This window comes from Cryobacterium sp. MDB2-A-1, from assembly GCF_004402675.1.
In the GTDB taxonomy this organism is placed as follows: Bacteria; Actinomycetota; Actinomycetes; order Actinomycetales; family Microbacteriaceae; genus Cryobacterium; species Cryobacterium glucosi.
The window spans coordinates 189,007-206,054 of sequence record NZ_SOFK01000022.1; the positions used below are offsets into that span (position 1 = coordinate 189,007).

Below are 17,048 nucleotides of genomic sequence, written 5' to 3' on the forward strand. Positions count from 1 at the left end.
CCGTGGCCGACTTCGCGATCGGCGAGACCGACTTCCTCCTGGACGGCACGCCGTTCCGGGTGCTCGCCGGCGCCATCCACTATTTCCGGGTTCATCCGGACCATTGGGCGGACCGGATCCACAAGGCCCGGCTCATGGGGCTCAACACGATCGAGACCTACGTGGCGTGGAACGCGCATTCGCCGGTTCGCGGGCAGTTCCGCACCGATGCCGGGCTCGACCTGGCCAGGTTCCTCGACCTCATCGCGGCGGAGGGGATGTACGCCATCGTGCGGCCGGGCCCCTTCATCTGCGCCGAGTGGGACAACGGCGGCCTGCCCGGCTGGCTTTTCCGCGACCCGGCCGTCGGCGTGCGGCGCAACGAACCGCTCTACCTCGCGGCGGTCGCCGAATACTTCGGGCAGCTGCTGCCGATCGTGGCCTCCCGTCAGATCGACAGGGGCGGGCCCGTCATCCTCGTGCAGATCGAGAACGAATACGGCGCATACGGCGCCGACAAGGACTACCTGCGTGCGCTCGTCGACCTCAACCGGGTCGGCGGCATCACGGTGCCGCTCACCACGATCGACCAGCCCACCGACCAGATGCTGACCGACGGCAGCCTTCCCGGCCTGCACAAGACCGGCTCGTTCGGGTCGCGGGCCACCGAACGACTGGCGACCCTGCGCCGCCACCAGCCGACGGGGCCGCTCATGTGCGCCGAATTCTGGAACGGCTGGTTCGACCACTGGGGAGCCCACCACCACACCACCTCCGCGGAGGACTCGGCCCGTGAGCTCGACGCCCTGCTCGCCACCGGCGCTTCCGTGTCGCTCTACATGTTCACCGGCGGCACCAATTTCGGCTTCACCAACGGCGCCAACGACAAGGGCGTGTTCCAGCCGACGGTCACGTCCTACGACTACGACGCTCCGCTCTCCGAGAGCGGGGAGGTGACGGAGAAATACCTCGCCTTCCGCGAGGTGCTCGCCCGGTACGGGCCGGTGCCGGCCGAACTGCCCGAAGCCGTTCCGCCGGCGCCCGCCTTCGAGGTCGAGCTCGATGAGTCGGTGACGCTCTGGGACGCTCTGCGCGAGCTGGCGGACCCGGCCGCCGAACCCGTGCCGGGGCTGCCGAGCATGGATGCCCTCGGCCAGTACACCGGATTCGCGCTGTACCGCAGCAGGCTGGCCCCCGGCGCACATCTGCTCTCCTTCGGCGCGATCCGCGATCGCGCCCAGGTGTTCGTCGACGGCAATCCCGTCGGCGTTCTGCAGCGCGACCACCACGACCGGTCGATCAGCCTGCCGAAGGGGTCCACGCTCGACCTCCTCGTCGAGGACCAGGGCCGGGTCAACTACGGCCCGAGAATCGGGGAGGACAAGGGCCTGATCGGCCCGGCGACCCTCGACGGGGCGCCGCTCGGGAACTGGCAGGTGCTGCCCCTCGACCTGGACGGATTCGCCGCAGCCGGTAGCCGGCTCTTCGCCCAGCATCCGCGATGCTCCGACGGGGGCGGCGAGCGCGATCTCGATCCCGACCTGGACGTCGATCTGACATTCGTCTTCGACTCGCTCCGGGCCGCCGAGCCCGCCGCGGACACGGTCGCCGTGGAGGCCCCGGTCGGCTCGCTGAGCGGACCCGCGTTCGCGCGCGGCTCGTTCGACACAGAGCAGGGACGCGACCTCTTCCTCAGTACGGCAGGCTGGGGCAAGGGCCAGGCCTGGATCAACGGGTTCAACCTCGGGCGGTTCTGGGACCGCGGACCGCAGACCACCCTGTACGTTCCGGGCCCGGTGCTGCGGGAGCGCAATGAGCTCCTCGTGCTGTTCCTGCACGGAACCGGAAGCACCCGGGCCCGCTTCGTCTCCCGCCCCGACCTCGGCCACACCGATTTCTAGCGGTCTCCGCCCGGGACCCCGGCCCCCCGGGCGGGACTGTCAGCGGTCCCGGCTACGATTGATCCGTGGTTACCGCCCTGTATCGCCGCTACCGGCCAGAGACCTTTGCCGAGATGATCGGCCAGTCCCAGGTGACCGAACCCCTGATGACGGCCCTGCGCACGAATCGGGTTAACCACGCGTACCTGTTCAGCGGCCCCCGCGGCTGCGGCAAGACCACGAGTGCGCGCATCCTCGCCCGCTGCCTCAACTGTGCAGAGGGCCCGACCGACACCCCGTGCGGTGTCTGCCCGAGCTGCGTCGAGCTCTCCCGCGACGGTGGCGGCTCGCTCGACGTCGTCGAGATCGATGCCGCGAGCCACAACGGCGTCGACGACGCCCGCGACATCCGGGAGCGCGCCATCTTCGCGCCCGCCCGCGACCGCTACAAGATCTTCATCCTCGACGAGGCGCACATGGTCACGCCGCAGGGCTTCAACGCTCTGCTCAAGATCGTCGAAGAGCCGCCGGAACACGTGAAGTTCATCTTCGCGACGACCGAGCCCGAGAAGGTCATCGGCACGATCCGCTCGCGCACCCACCACTACCCGTTCCGGCTCGTCCCGCCGGGCCCGATGCTCGAATACGTGCAGACGCTCTGCGAGAGCGAGAAGGTCGCCGTCGCACCCGGCGTGCTTCCGCTCGTCGTCCGCGCCGGCGGCGGGTCGCCCCGCGACACCCTCTCGCTCCTCGACCAGCTCATGGCCGGTTCCGACGACCACTCCGTGGAGTACGACCGCGCGGTCGCCCTCCTCGGCTACACGAGCGCGTCCCTGCTCGACGAGTCGATCGACGCGATCGCCGCCCGCGAACCCGCCGCAGCCTTCGACGCGGTCGACCGGGTCATCCAGACCGGCCAGGACCCGCGCCGCTTCGTCGAAGACCTCCTCGAGCGCATGCGCGATCTCATCGTCGTCGCCGCAACCTCCGCAGCGGGCGCGTCCGCCGTGCTCCGCGGGGTTCCGCAAGACGAGATCGAGCGGATGGCCGTTCAGGCCGCCAAGTTCGGCCCGGCCGAGCTCTCCCGCACCGCCGACATCCTCAACACCGCACTCACCGAGATGACCGGCGCGACCTCGCCCCGGCTGCACCTCGAACTCATGATCGCCCGCGTGCTGATCCCCGCGAGCGACGACTCCACCCGCGGCGCGCTCGCCCGCGTCGAACGGCTCGAGCGCCGCATCGGTGTTGGTACGAGCGCTGTGGGTGCAAGCGATGTCGGTACAAGCGGTGCCGATACGAGCTCGGCCGCATCGGTGGCTCCCAGCTCCGCGACGCCCGCCGTTTCGTCTCCGACGGATGCTTCGCACGCCCCCGATGCACGCCCCGTGCCGGTCGCCGATCGCGGTGCGCCTGCGCCCGAAGCCCCCGTGACCCCCGCGGTCTCCACTGTTCCCACGAGCCCTCCGGCAGGTCAGGCATCCGTCGCGCCGGCCGTCGTTGCCGCGGCCCGCCCGATCGGGCCGGTCACGTTCCAGCAGGTCAAGGACGCCTGGCCAGAGGTCCTCGAGGCCGTCCAGACCGCCAAGACGAGCGCGTGGCTCGTGCTCTACACGGCGAACGTGCTCGAATTCCGCGACGGCGACCTCCTCGTGCTGTCGTTCCCGAGCCAGAAGGACGTCGCCGGCCTCAAGCAGTCAGCCGCGCCGGGGGAGGGCGTCGGCGACTACCTCAAACGGGCGGTCAATTCGGTCCTCGGCTTCACGCCGCGCCTCATCGCCAAGGTTACCGAGCCCGGGGCATCAACCCCTGTCGCCGGCCCGTCAGCTGTGCCCAGTGCGTCGCCCGCGCCAGAGCCACAGACATCGAGCCCTGCCGCCGCCGCGTCGCAGGCCGCACCGCCGGCCGCTGCGGTGAGCGACGGCGCAGCCGACACACCGTTCGGACGCCCGGACGCGTCAGCATCACCGACCGGACCCTCGGCCACCGCAGGGTCCAACGCCCCGACCCGGGCATCCGCTCAGCCGGCATCGGCACCGCGGTCCACCCCCGTCGAGCCGACCGGCTCCGTCACCGCCTGGGCGACCGTCGCGATTCCGGGCGCGGGCGACGCGTCCACCGGGGCGACGGCCCCCGCGACCGCACCTGCCGCGACCGCTGCCCCTGCCGCCGCTGCACCGAACGCGGCAACACCGGCACCCTCGGCTCCGGCGGCGCCCGGCCCCACGGCATCCGCTGCCCGACAGGGTGAACCGCTATACGACGACGAACCGCCGCCGTACGACGACAGCGACGTGCCGCCGGACGAGGACACCCCACCGGACCGCAACGCGGGCTCGGCCAGACAGGGTCAGAACCGGTCGCCCGCGCGCCAGGTGCCTCCCGCACCCCAGGCGCAGCCGGCACCGGTCGATCGCAACGTCACCCACACCGGGCCGAACACCATCGGCCCGAACGGCAGGCGCAGCCCGGCCTTCGAGGAGAAGCAGCGCTACGGGGAATCCGTCGTCCGCGAGGTCCTCGGTGCGACCTTCCTCGAAGAACAGCCGTACGAACCGGCACCCCGAACCAGAGGCGACTGACCCATGTACGAAGGAATCGTCCAGGAACTGATCGACGAACTCGGCCGCCTGCCCGGAATCGGGCCGAAGTCCGCGCAGCGTATCGCGTTCCACATTCTGCAGACCGAGAGCTTCGACGTCACCCACCTCGCCAATGTCCTCCTCGAGGTGCGCGACAAGGTGCGCTTCTGCGAGATCTGCGGCAATGTCTCCGAGCAACCGACGTGCATGATCTGCCGCGACCCGCGCCGCAATCCCGCGATGATCTGCGTCGTCGAAGAGGCCAAAGACGTCGTGGCGATCGAGCGCACCCGCGAGTTCAAGGGGCTCTACCACGTGCTCGGTGGCGCGATCAGCCCCATCGACGGCATCGGGCCAGACCAGCTCCGCATCCGCCAGCTGCTGCAGCGCCTCTCCGACAACACCGTCCAGGAGGTCATCATCGCGACCGACCCGAACCTCGAGGGCGAGGCGACGGCGGCCTACCTGTCGCGCCTGCTGACGACCCTCGAGATCACGGTCACCCGGCTCGCCTCCGGCCTGCCCGTCGGTGGCGACCTCGAGTACGCCGACGAGGTCACCCTCGGCCGTGCCTTCGAGGGTCGCCGCACCGTCTCGAGCTGACCCCGGCTCCACGCCCGCGTGCGCGGCGTCACATTGCCGGTGCCGAATACATCAGCATTTAGGATGGAAGACGGGGCTATGCCCGCCATGCCCGCAGACCCGAACCCCCAGGAGCGCCACGTGAGCTTGATCGTGCAGAAGTTCGGCGGATCATCCGTCGCAGACGCCGAAAGCATCAAGCGCGTCGCCAAGCGCATCGTCGACACCCGCAAGGCCGGCAACGAGGTCGTCGTCGCCGTCTCCGCGATGGGCGACTCCACGGACGAGCTCCTCGACCTCGCCCACCAGGTCACCCCGATCCCGGCGCCGCGCGAGCTCGACATGCTCCTCACCGCAGGCGAACGCATCTCCATGGCCCTTCTCGCCATGGCGATCAAGAGCATGGGCTACGACGCGCGCTCCTTCACCGGCAGCCAGGCCGGCATGATCACCGACGCGCACCACGGCGCCGCGCGCATCGTCGACGTCACGCCCGGTCGCATCCGCTCGGCTCTCGACGAGGGCGCCGTCGCGATCGTCGCAGGCTTCCAGGGCTTCAATCGCGACACCATGGACATCACGACCCTCGGTCGCGGCGGCTCGGACACCACGGCCGTCGCCCTCGCCGCCGCCCTGAACGCCGACATTTGCGAGATCTACACGGATGTCGACGGCGTGTTCACCGCGGACCCGCGCGTCGTTCCCCGGGCGCACAAGCTCGACCGCATCTCGAGCGAGGAAATGCTCGAGCTCGCCGCCGCCGGCGCCAAGGTCCTCTACATCCGGGCGGTGGAATACGCCCGCAGGCACGGGGTGACCCTGCACGTGCGCTCATCGTTCAACAACAATCTCGGCACGATCGTGTACAACCCCGACACGACCGACCCGGCGACCGCGCTCCCGGATGGAACCGTCGGCACGCCTCCCGTTACCAGTACGACCGAATCCCTGATCGGAGAAAAAGTGGAAGAGCCCATCATCGCCGGGATCGCCGCCGACCTCAGCGAGGCGAAGGTGACCGTCGTCGGCGTTCCCGACATCCCCGGCAAGGCCGCGCAGATCTTCAAGATCGTCGCGAACACCAACGCCAACGTCGACATGATCGTCCAGAACGTGTCCGCCGCCTCGACCGGGCTGACCGACATCTCCTTCACCCTTCCGAAGTCGGAAGGACAGCGGGTCCTGACCGCGCTGACGAACGAACGCGGAAACGTCGGGTTCGCGAGCCTGCAGTACGACGACCAGATCGGCAAGCTCGCCCTCGTCGGCGCGGGCATGCGCACCAACACCGGTGTCTCCGCGAAGCTGTTCGCCGCACTCTACGAGGCCGGGATCAACATCGAGATGATCTCGACGAGCGAGATCCGCATCTCGGTCGTCACCCGCGCGGACACCATCAACGAGGCGCTCCGGGTCGTGCACACCGCGTTCGACCTCGACGACGACGCCGAGGCCGTCGTGCACGGCGGCACCGGCCGCTGAGCCGCGCCGCCCCGGCATCGCCGGGAACCGAGCCACAACACACCGCGTCACCCGCAGTCAGACCGTCAGACAGCACGACAGACAGATACTAGGGAAGAAACCGTGAGCAGCACAGCAGGAATCCACATCGGAGTCGTCGGGGCAACCGGCCAGGTGGGCGCCGTCGTCCGGCACCTGCTCGAGCAGCGGGACTTCCCGGTTGCGGGCATCCGCTACTTCGCCTCTGCCCGTTCGGCCGGAACCACCCTGCCGTGGAAGGACGACCGGATCGTCGTCGAAGACGCCGCGACGGCCGACCCGACCGGGCTCGACATCGCGATCTTCTCCGCCGGGGCGACCCTGTCCAAGGTCCAGGCCCCCCGGTTCGCCGCTGCCGGCGTCACCGTGATCGACAACTCGTCCGGCTGGCGGATGGACCCCGACGTTCCCCTCGTCGTCAGCGAGGTCAACCCCGAAGCCATCCACCACGCGGTCAAGGGCATCATCGCGAACCCGAACTGCACCACGATGGCCGCGATGCCCGTGCTCAAGGTCCTGCACGACGAAGCCGGGCTGCAGCGCCTGATCGTGAGCACCTACCAGGCCGTATCCGGCAGCGGGCTCGCCGGTGCGCAGGAACTGGCGAGCCAGATCCGCGCCGCCGCGCACAGCGACAACCTCCTCCAGCTCGTCCACGACGGGTCCGCCGTCCCGATGCCCGAGCCCGTGCTGTACGTGCGCCCGATCGCCTTCGACGTCGTTCCGCTCGCCGGTTCGATCGTCGACGACGGACTCTTCGAGACGGACGAGGAAAAGAAGCTGCGCAACGAGAGCCGCAAGATCCTCGAACTGCCCGACCTGCTTGTCTCGGGTACCTGCGTGCGGGTGCCGGTCTTCACGGGCCACTCCCTGTCCATCAACGCCGAATTCGCGAACCCGCTCTCGGTCGCCCGTGCGCTCGAGCTGCTCAAGGATGCTCCGGGCGTCGTGCTCACGGACGTCCCCACTCCGCTCGAGGCCGCGGGCAAGGACCCGAGCTTCGTCGGTCGGGTCCGCCAGGACCCCGGAGTGCCGGATGGGCGTGGACTGGCCCTGTTCATCACCAACGACAACCTGCGCAAGGGCGCCGCGCTCAACGCCGTCCAGATCGCCGAACTCGTCGCCGCGGACCTGCTCGCGTCCTGACCGACGGTGACTTTTCCGGTCGCGGAGGCGACCGCCGGACCGCGTGCACTACTGTGGAACACCATGGGCGGGTATCGCGTTTCAGAGGGCGTGCGGCGCGTGATCATCGCACTCTTCGCGACCATCGCCGGCGTCGTCGTGGTCTCCGCGATCCTGTCGCTGACCGGTCAGCCGGGGTCCGCCTGGTGGGTCGCCGCCACTGGTGTCTTCTGCGCCGCAGCGCTCAACGTCTGCTGGGTGCGCCTGGGCCCTGAACGGCATCGCAGCCCCGTCGTGAGCCTGCCCATCCTGGTGCTGCCCGTGCTCTACACCGTCGTCAGCCCGCTGGCCGCGGCCGGCGCCATCGTCCTCGGAGTGCTGCTCATCGTCCTGGTGCGCTCCCGACGCGTCGACGTCGCCCTCTACAGTGCCGGACTCGCCGGAACCGGCAGTGCCGCGGCCGTCGCCGTCCTCGCAGGCGCGACCGCCTTCGGCCTCCCCAGTTATCTCGCCGCCGGTTGCGCCGGCGCCGCGTATGTCGCGCTCGTGGCGATCATCGAATACCTGCGGATGGTGTTGGTCCGGCCGATCGCGAACCGCACCGGCCCCCTGATCGCGCCGGCGCGGCTGGCGCTGATGGTGCTCGGCTGCGCACTCCTGTCCGCGCTCGTCGTGGTCTTCCACGACGCAGGCCTGGCCGTCAGTCGGGACCCGATCGTGTTCGTGATCGCAACCCTGCTCGCCTTCACTCTCGCCGGCGTCGGGATCAAGCTCATCGGCCGCGTCGTCACGATGCGCAGCCGGCTCACCGGTCTCATCACGGGCGCTGCGGCGCTCGGCGCCGCCGGGCGCGAGGACATCTCCGCCGGCCGTGTCCAGTCCGGGCCTGAGGACGATGCCGAGGCGACCTCCCGGGTCCTCGCACTGCTTCACGAGGCCGTGCGGACGACCATCGGCGTCGAGTACGTCGCCGTGCGCGACCACGCGGCGCGCGTCGGGGAGATCAGCGCCCCCATCCTGCTGTCCGAGTCCGACACCCGGTTCGTCGTCGCGGGCCGCGAGCCGATGGGTGGCGTCTTCACCGCCGACGACAGGAGCGCACTCAACGCCCTCGCCCGCGCGGCCGAACTCGCGATGAGCGCCCACTACAACATCGGCGGCCTCACCGCCCGCGCCAACACCGACCCCCTCACCGGCCTGCCGAACTACCGGGCCTTCCAGACGGCGCTCGCGAACATCAACGACCACCGTGACTACTCGGAGGCCCTCGCCGTCCTGTTCCTGGACCTCGATGACTTCAAGCGCCTCAATGACCGGCACGGGCACCAGAGCGGAGACGACCTGCTCAGGGAACTCGGCCGCAGGCTGCGCATGGTCGTGCGACCGAGCGACGTCGTCGCTCGCGTCGGCGGCGACGAATTCGTCGTAATCCTCACTCACCTGGCCTCTCTCGGCGAGGCGAAGGAGATCGCCGAACGCATCCTCGAGACCTCCGTGCAGCCGCTCACCCTCGGCTCGAGCAGCTACACCCCGACGCTCAGCATCGGCCTCGCCTATTCGGCCCACCGGGAGACGGATGTCTCCCAGCTCGTGCAGGACGCCGACCGGGCCATGCTCGCGATCAAGAAGTCGCGGCGCCGCGGCGGACCGGCCAACGAGAGCAGCATCAACATCTCGAGCCACCGCTCCTCCCAGATCAACGACATCATCGCGCACGCCATCGACGAGGACCTCCTCGAACTCGCGTTCCAGCCGATCGTCAGCCTCGTCACGGGCCAGATCTGGGCGTTCGAGGCACTTGTCCGCTACAACGACCCCGTTCTCGGCCCGCTTTCGCCGCCGTCCATCGTGGAGAAGGCCAAGGGACTCGGCCGGATGGACGCCCTCACCCGGCAGGTCGCCGTGAAGGCCATGGCCGCGGCCGCCGACTTCCGCCTCGTCGAACCCCGGGTCACCTGCATGGCCATCAACGTCGAGGCCGGGCAGATCGTGCCCGACCGGGTCGGCACCTTCATGGAGGACCTCGCCGGACGGTATCCGGGAATCTCGCTGTGCCTCGAACTCAACGAGCGTTCCGTCGCCCGGGTGACCCCCGCCATCCGCTCGCAGGCCGACCGGCTGCGCGACCTGGGGCTGCTGATCGCCCTCGACGACTACGGGTCCCAGGACTCCTCGGTGGACGCGCTCGTGCGGATGCCCATGGACATCCTGAAGATCGATCGCAGCCTCGTCGATGACCTCGATGACATCCGCCAGCGTGAGGTGCTCACCGCGCTGCAGGGCTTCGGCGACAACCTCGAATACTCGATGATCGTCGAGGGCGTGGAGAACGAGGCGATGGTCAGGCATCTCGCTGCCATCGGCATCCGCAGCGCCCAGGGCTTCCACTACGGCGTTCCGGAGAGCTTTGAGAAGACCCTGTCCCGTCTCGAGCGCTATGGGGCCGCAGCGGTCGTCCCCGCTGGCGACCTCCCGATCGGTCCAACCGTTGGAGCAGAGACTCCTGCTGCAGCCCCGGCGACCTGACCGATAGTCTCAGTCCATGAGTGAGACCGGGATGGACCGAGCGGTGAGGTCGAATCTGTCGCGCCTCGACCGTTCCGTCTTCCTCTCCCAGCTTCTCCTCGCCGGGGCGACCCTCTTCCTCGTCGCTGTCACCGGGCTCACCGCGATCCAGCGGCTGAGCTCCCCGATGTTCTTCCTCGGCGTGCTCCTGATTTTCATCGTCACGGCCGTCAGCGCCCTCGTCACGTGGAGCGACCACTCCAAGTACTGGATCGTCCTGCTTCCCGTCGTCGACATCATCGCGATCGTGCTGATCTGGCAGGCCGCGACCGCGATCGGCGCGAGTTTCCTCCTGGTGCTTCCCGTGATCTGGCTGTCGACGCACTTCGGAGCGCGGGGTGCGACGGGGAGCGTCATCCTGGCGGCCGTCATGATCTGGGGCGGGACCCTGTTCCGTTCCGTGCCCATTTCCCTGGCCGACGTTCCCCAGCTCGCGATGATACCGACCATGCTGGGCTTCGTCGCGGTGACCACGCACCTGACGACCAAGCGCGCCGCGGCGCAGCGGGTGCTCCTCACCCAGCAGGCCGGCCTGTTCGAGTCGGCCCTGCGACGTTCACGCCGCCAGGAGCAGACCCTCGACGAACTCTTCAACGCTGTGGACTTCGGGGTCGTCGGATTCGACCGTGCCTCCACGGCGAATTTCCTGAACCGTGCCCAGCGCGAGCTGCTCGCCCTCTATGGCACGACAGACAACCGGCCGGCAGTCGTCAGCACGGTGTTCCACGAAGACAGGGTGACCCCGTACGACGAGCTGGACCGGCCGTACTCCCGGGCGCTCCGCGGGGAGACCATCGACCGCCTCACCGTCTGGGTCGGCGAACCCGGCCAGCAGCAGGCTGCCCTCCTGGTCTCCGCGCGACCGATCACCGACGAGAACGGCGACTACGACGGCGGCGTCATGGTCTCGCGCGACGTGACCGCGGAAGTCAGGGCGATCCAGGCCCGCGACGACCTCGTCGCCTCGGTGTCCCACGAGTTGCGCACACCGCTCACGTCCATCCTCGGCTACCTCGAACTCGCTCTCGATGACGAACGTCTCGACCCGTCGACCAGGGGCATGCTCGAGGTCGCGTCGAAGAACTCCGACCGACTGCTCGAGATGGTCTCCGGGCTGCTCACCGACGCGAGTGATTCGAAGCACGAGCCTCCGCTCAACGTCGCCCCGTGCGACCTGGCCGGGATCGTCGCGGACGCTCTCGAGTCCGCCGGCCCTTCGGCCTCCAAACGCACGATCGGGTTCGATGTCGAGGCCCTTCCCGCCGTCACGGTCGAAGCGGATGCGTTCCGCTTGCGGCAGGTCGTCGACAACGTCCTCTCGAATGCGATCAAGTACAACGTCGAGTCCGGGCGGATCGGGGTCACGCTGGCCGTCGCCGACGGGCTGGCGGAACTGCGGATCTCGGATACCGGCAGGGGGATGACCGCCGAGGAGCAGACCAAGCTGTTCGACAGGTTCTACCGTGCGGACTCGGTACGGAATTCGAGCGTGCACGGCACCGGGCTCGGGCTGAGCATCAGCAGGGACATCATGCGCAAGCACGGGGGCGACCTGCGCCTCGAATCCACCAAGGGCAAAGGCTCGGTGGCGGTCTTCACGCTACCCCTGACGCCCGTCGCCAGCCGATAGACTGCCCTCAGAAGGGGGCCCAGCACTTGGACTCGACCACGCTCTTTATCGTCAGCGCGCTCATCGTCGTGCTCTGCGGGGTGTCGTTCATCCTGAACACGGCCCTCAACCGCAATGACGCGGCGGGCAAGCTCTGGAGCCTCGCCTTCATCGCAGGGATCGCCGTGGCCTTCGGCTACGGCGTGGCGATCATCGGGGCATCGAACTGGTGGGGTCTCCTGGTCGGCAACGTCGGCCTCGTCGTGCTGTCCGGGGCGTTCTGGAGCGGTTCCCGCCTCTACAACTCGCGGGAGTCCCTGCTGTGGACCGTCGGAGCGGCCGGAGCGGTCGTCGCGATCTGGACGCTCGTCACTGCGCCGGGCGGCGACGGCTGGGGCGCCTCAGGGGTGACCTGGGCGGCCATGGCCGCCTTCGGCGCCCTGGGCGGTTCTGAGGCGCTGCGGGGCAGGCTCGGCAGGAACATCAACGGCAGGATTCTGGGTCTGAGCCTCTGGATCGTGACGGTCTACACGTCGGCGCGGGTGGTCGCCCTGATCGTGCTCGGCCACGACCACCCGGACTTCTCCCGGTTCTTCGGAACAGGATCTGCGTCGATCGTCAACATGTCCCTGATCGTGGTGGGTTCCATCGCCATTTCGATCCTCCGCGCCGAGAAGCTCGGCAACAACGCCGTCGGGGACTTCACCGATGGCATCCACTCTGCGGCGGGCGTGATGACGTCGGGTGCCTTCGTGCAGGCGGCGACCGACCACATCGAGAGGGCCGACCGCTGGCAGCTCGGACTCGCCGTGATCGGTGCCGACATCGACAACCTCCCGGAGATCAACACCGCCTTCGGGCGCGCCGCAGGTGACGCGGCCATCGCCCGGTTCGCCCAGACTCTGCGGTACAGCGCGCCCGTGATGGCCCTGATCGGGCACCCCGCCGCCGGCAGCTTCCTCATTCTCGTCAGTGTCTCGTCCGCAACGGAGGCCCGGAGCATCACCGAACGCATCCAGACCGCGCTCGTCGACGAACCGGTCACGGACTCCTATCGCATCCGCCTGACCGCGAGTTTCGCCATCGCGGACACCTTCGACCACGGCTACGAGCTCGGCGTGCTCACGTCGGCCGTCACCGAGGCCATCCGCACGCGCAAGCGCGGCGGTGGCAACGACATCACGGTCGTCTCCGAAGCGGCCTGAGACCCGACGGACCGAGTCGCGGAAGCCGGCCGACCGGCGGCTATCCGGCGGGGGTGAGCGCGACGGTGATCTCGTCGCTCGCCGTCGACTTGGCGAATGCCGCCGAGGTCGGCGTCGACTGCACGAGGACCTCGTAGGTGAATGCGAGCGTGATGCTCGTCGCAGCGGGGTCGACCGCGGGCAGGATGAACGTCTGGCTGTAGCTGTACGGCGTCTTGATCAGGTAGCCGGGCGCGATCGAGGCCTGGTCGACCGAGGCGGGTGGGGCGGTCAGGGGGCCGCTGGGGCCCTTCACGGACGCGGCGACGCTCACCCGGGAGAGGTAGACGGCCTGGCCGTCGTCCGTTCCGAGGGTTCCGATCAGAGAGAAGCTGATCGGCTTGTTCGCGGAGGGTGTCCATTCGCCGATGTTGAGCGTCGACCAGTAGTTCACGGCGAGGGTGACATCGCCGGCCTTGAGGTTGCGGGTCGTCGAACCGGTCGCGAGGTCATTGATCACCGGAATGATCGGGGCCACCGAGAAGGTGGCCGTCGGCGTGCTCGAGGCGAGACCCGTCGACCAGGGTGCCTGGCCGCATCCGCTCAGAGACGCTGTGAGCAGAAGACCCAGACCGAGCGCGGGAAGCACTCGTGAGAGGGAACGAGCAGGCATGAGGACTCCCGTGGATCGTGGTTCAAGCCCGAACAGGGGGGCTGCGCTTGAGCTTATCTTGCGGAGACCTTGACCGGGGGTGTGGCAAAAGTTGCGGTTCGGATGGGAGAGTAAGACCTGTGAACGAGAACCCCCAGAATTCCCCGTATGTCAAGGCCCAGCCCCCGGTTGACCCTTCCCTCGCGGCCTACGCGAACGATTTCACGGAAATCGTCGACGCTCTGCCCGTGTTCCGCCCGACCATCGGGTGCATCGTTCCTGCGTACAACGAAGCGGACTCCATCGCTTCAGTCCTGGATTCCCTGCTCGCCCAGACGCGTCTTCCCGACGTGATCCACGTCGTCGTGAACAACACGACGGACGACACGGTCGAGATCGCCAGCCACTACGCCGGCCCGCACATGCGGATGACCGACGGTGTCGAGCAGTTCACCGAGATCTTCGTCCACGACATCGGGGAGAACCCGGACAAGAAGGTCGGTGCGCTCAACTACGGCTTCTCGCTCATCGAGGGCTGCGACTACCTCCTCGGCGTCGACGGCGACACCACCGCAGACCCCCGGGCGGTCTGGCACCTCGAGGCCGAGATCTCCTCCGACACCCGCGTCGGCGGCATCTCCGCCATTTACAGCATCGACGACAGCCAGATCGACGGCACGATGGGTAAGTTCCTCATCGCCGGCCAGCGCACCCAGTTCGCCGCCTTCAACATGCAGAACATGCTCCGCGGCCGCAACATGGCCGTCCTCGGCGGGCAGTTCTCGATCTTCTCGATCCGGACCCTCCAGGAAGTCATGATCGACAGCAAGCAGTCCACTCCGTGGGTGAAGGACAGCGAGGTCGAGGACTCCCTCCTCTCCCTGCAGATCAAGAGCGCCGGCTACCTGACCAAGATCAGCGCCCAGGCCCGCGCCAACGTCGGCGGCATGACGACCCTGCGCGGCCTCGACGCCCAGCAGGTCAAATGGAACTTCGGCGCCATCGAGCTGATGTGGCCCGGCCAGCGCGGCGACACGAAGGGGCAGCCCTTCCACCCCAACCTCCGGCTCCGCTGGATCGAGAACTTCTCGATGGCCGTCAACATCGTCACCCGTGGTCTGTTCATCATCCTGCTCGCCGCATCCCTGTCGATCGGCGCCTTCGTGTTCAGCCCGGTCTGGCTGATCCCGCCGCTCGTCGCACTGCTGCTCAACTTCCGCACGGCCTGGTCGATGAAGAACCGCAACGGGCGGGACTTCTTCTTCGCGCTGGCCTGGTTCCCCGCGGAGATCTACATGTGGGTGCGAATCGGACACTTCCTCAGGGCCTGGACGAAGTTCGCGAGCAACAAGCAGGTCGACAACTGGGCGGAGCAGGCCAAGGCAGAGCGCGGCTCCGGAAACGCCTTCCTTTTCCCGCTCATCTTCGCGACGGCCTTCTTCGCCGCGCTCGTGTTCATCTGGCTGCAGCTGCCCGTGGTGGCGCAGTCGACGGTCCTCTGGATCGGCTGGCCGATCCTCGGCGTCACCACCATCATCCAGACCCTCACCATGTTCGGCACACTCGTCAAGCGTCACCGGGGCTACCGGGTGTGATCGCCCTACTCGAAGACGGGGCGCTCGAGACGCTGCTCAACCAGGTGGGCGGCGATACCTCGCTGCGTCACCGATTCCTGCGCGACTTCATCGCCCTCTGGCCCAGCCGGGCCGAGCGGCTTGCGGAGTCCCTCGCCCGGCCTGACCTGGAAGAGGCGCACGTCGTCCTCCTCAGCATCCGTTCGACGAGCACGATGGTGGGAGCCGTCGTGCTCGAAGCGACCGCTGCCCTCGTGCACAGTGCGCTCTCGCGCAATGATCTGCCGGGCTGCCTGCAACACATGCGGCGGCTTGTCGAGGTCGGCGAAGCCACCTGTGCCGAGCTCGCCGTGCTGACGACCAGGGCAGAAGACGCCGAGCGCGCCCAGAAGGCCTGGCAGGCTCAACAGGGGCAACAGCAGGCTCAGTATGAGCAGCAGTCCCAGTTCGGCGACCGTGCGGTTCCGCCGCGGCGCTGGGAATTCCCCGCGACGCACGCTCACTGAAACAGGGACGAGCCTCGGGCCCGCCCCTGCGGAGTTCCGGCGGAGAGCCGGGCCTCAGTCGTCTTCGGAAGCCGCCAGCCGGTAACCGACGCCGCGCACGGTCTCGAGCCAGCGCGGGGTGGTGAGGCTGTCGCCGAGCTTGCGGCGCAGATTGCCCATGTGCGCTTCGACGGCACGCTTGTCGGCCTCGTTCACGTAGTACGCGGTCACGTAGCTTTCGCCGCGCAGGAGGAGCGCGAGGTCCGCCTTGCTGCGCACGCGGCGCTTGGAGTCGAGCAACGCGGCGAGCAGGTCGAATTCGGTGCGGGTGAGGTCGAGCTCCGCCGTGCCGAGTACCGCGAGACGCATTTCCGGGCTCAGGCGCAGGCCGTTGTGCTCCATCCAGTCCGCGGCGTCCGGAACGGCGGGCTGCGGCGCGATGAGTGCGAGCGCGTTCGAGGGGGCGGATGCCTGCGGCTGGGCCACCGGGGGAGCCTCGGGCGTCGGGGCGGGCGCCCAGCCCTGCGGGGGCGCCGGCGCATACTCGACCGGGGCGGGGACCCAGCCGGACGGCCCGGGGACGTATCCGGGCGGTGGGGCCTGCTGATACTGCACGGGCGGCGCGGCCTGCTGCGGTGGCGCCTGCTGGTACTGCGCGGGCGGCGCCTGCTGGTACTGCGGTGCCTGCGGCTGCTGCGGGGCCTGCTGGTAGGTCGTCGGCTGCGCAACGGGCGGCTGCTGGTAGTGCGGAGCCGCTGCGGCCGGCCGGTACTCGACCGGAGGAGCCTGCGCGTATTCCGGCGCGGATGCGGCCTGCGCGTAGTCGGTGGTGGCGTGCTCTGAGGTCGCATACTCGGCCGGCGCTGCCGGGAAGCCGGAGTCGTCGGAAGCGTCCGCAGACGGGGCATCCGCATAGGTCGAAGACGGTGAGACGAGGGCCTGGCGGGGACGACGCATCATGGCGTCGATCCTGGCGCGCAGTTCGCGCGGGCGGAACGGCTTGGTCATATAGTCGTCTGCGCCGGCCTCCAGGCCCTGCAGGGTGTCGATTTCCTCGTCGCGCGCGGTGAGCATCACGATGTAGGTCGAGCTGAAGGCGCGAATGCGCTTCGCGGTCTCGAGGCCGTCCATACCCGGCATGCTCACGTCGAGGGTCGTGACGATCGGGTCGTACGCCCGCACCGCGCGCACGCCGTCGACACCGTTGCTCGTCGCGATTGCGTCGAAACCGGCCTGGGTCAACACGGCCTCGAGGAGATGACGGATATCGTCGTCGTCCTCGATGATGACAGCAACGCGCCGCTCACTCTCCGTTGTTTCCATGATCTATC

General features: G+C 68.7%; 12 protein-coding genes. 10 read left to right on the forward strand and 2 right to left on the reverse strand.

All coding sequences use genetic code 11. The features are described 5' to 3' along the window. Nucleotides 1-2: 2 nt before the first annotated feature. The 8 genes from E3O39_RS05780 (at nt 3) to E3O39_RS05815 (ending at nt 13,027) form a co-directional block, all read left to right on the forward strand. Nucleotides 3-1,880: a beta-galactosidase gene (locus E3O39_RS05780; RefSeq protein ID WP_241984986.1), complete on the forward strand. Its 1,878-nt coding sequence runs from the start codon at nt 3-5 to the stop codon at nt 1,878-1,880. Nucleotides 1,881-1,945: 65 nt separating this feature from the next. Then, a complete protein-coding gene (locus E3O39_RS05785; protein WP_134449855.1) occupies nt 1,946-4,441 on the forward strand; it encodes a DNA polymerase III subunit gamma and tau in 2,496 nt (831 codons plus the stop codon). Between the two features lie 3 nt (nt 4,442-4,444). Further along, on the forward strand, nt 4,445-5,044 hold the full coding sequence (gene recR, locus E3O39_RS05790) for a recombination mediator RecR (RefSeq protein WP_134449856.1): 600 nt from the start codon (nt 4,445-4,447) through the stop codon (nt 5,042-5,044). A gap of 120 nt (nt 5,045-5,164) precedes the next feature. Continuing rightward, entirely contained in the window at nt 5,165-6,505 is a 1,341-nt protein-coding gene (locus E3O39_RS05795; protein ID WP_134450073.1) for an aspartate kinase, read from the forward strand. Nucleotides 6,506-6,607: 102 nt separating this feature from the next. Next, nucleotides 6,608-7,669 carry an aspartate-semialdehyde dehydrogenase gene (locus tag E3O39_RS05800; RefSeq protein WP_134449857.1) on the forward strand — a complete coding sequence of 354 codons (1,062 nt, stop codon included), beginning with the start codon at nt 6,608-6,610 and terminating at the stop codon, nt 7,667-7,669. Nucleotides 7,670-7,732: 63 nt separating this feature from the next. Further along, nucleotides 7,733-10,174: an EAL domain-containing protein gene (locus tag E3O39_RS05805; protein ID WP_134449858.1), complete on the forward strand. Its 2,442-nt coding sequence runs from the start codon at nt 7,733-7,735 to the stop codon at nt 10,172-10,174. Between the two features lie 16 nt (nt 10,175-10,190). After that, the gene (locus E3O39_RS05810; protein ID WP_134449859.1) at nt 10,191-11,843 is read left to right on the forward strand and encodes a cell wall metabolism sensor histidine kinase WalK; all 1,653 of its coding nucleotides are present in this window, start codon (nt 10,191-10,193) and stop codon (nt 11,841-11,843) included. Nucleotides 11,844-11,869: 26 nt separating this feature from the next. Then, on the forward strand, nt 11,870-13,027 hold the full coding sequence (locus tag E3O39_RS05815) for a diguanylate cyclase (RefSeq protein ID WP_134449860.1): 1,158 nt from the start codon (nt 11,870-11,872) through the stop codon (nt 13,025-13,027). Between the two features lie 40 nt (nt 13,028-13,067). Here the strand turns inward: E3O39_RS05815 and E3O39_RS05820 are convergent, their stop codons facing one another. Next, a complete protein-coding gene (locus E3O39_RS05820) occupies nt 13,068-13,679 on the reverse strand; it encodes a hypothetical protein (RefSeq protein WP_134449861.1) in 612 nt (203 codons plus the stop codon). 119 nt (nt 13,680-13,798) lie between these two features. Between E3O39_RS05820 and E3O39_RS05825 the strand changes: the two genes are divergently transcribed. Then, nucleotides 13,799-15,253: a glycosyltransferase gene (locus E3O39_RS05825; protein ID WP_134449862.1), complete on the forward strand. Its 1,455-nt coding sequence runs from the start codon at nt 13,799-13,801 to the stop codon at nt 15,251-15,253. After that, nucleotides 15,250-15,738 (forward strand): hypothetical protein, encoded by a 489-nt coding sequence (locus E3O39_RS05830; RefSeq protein ID WP_134449863.1) that lies wholly within the window; start codon nt 15,250-15,252, stop codon nt 15,736-15,738. Before E3O39_RS05825 ends, E3O39_RS05830 begins: the two co-directional genes overlap by 4 nt. Nucleotides 15,739-15,792: 54 nt before the next feature. Here the strand turns inward: E3O39_RS05830 and E3O39_RS19820 are convergent, their stop codons facing one another. Beyond that, complete coding sequence (locus E3O39_RS19820; protein WP_134449864.1) at nt 15,793-17,040, reverse strand: winged-helix domain-containing protein; 1,248 nt, start codon at nt 17,038-17,040, stop codon at nt 15,793-15,795. Nucleotides 17,041-17,048 lie beyond the last annotated feature (8 nt).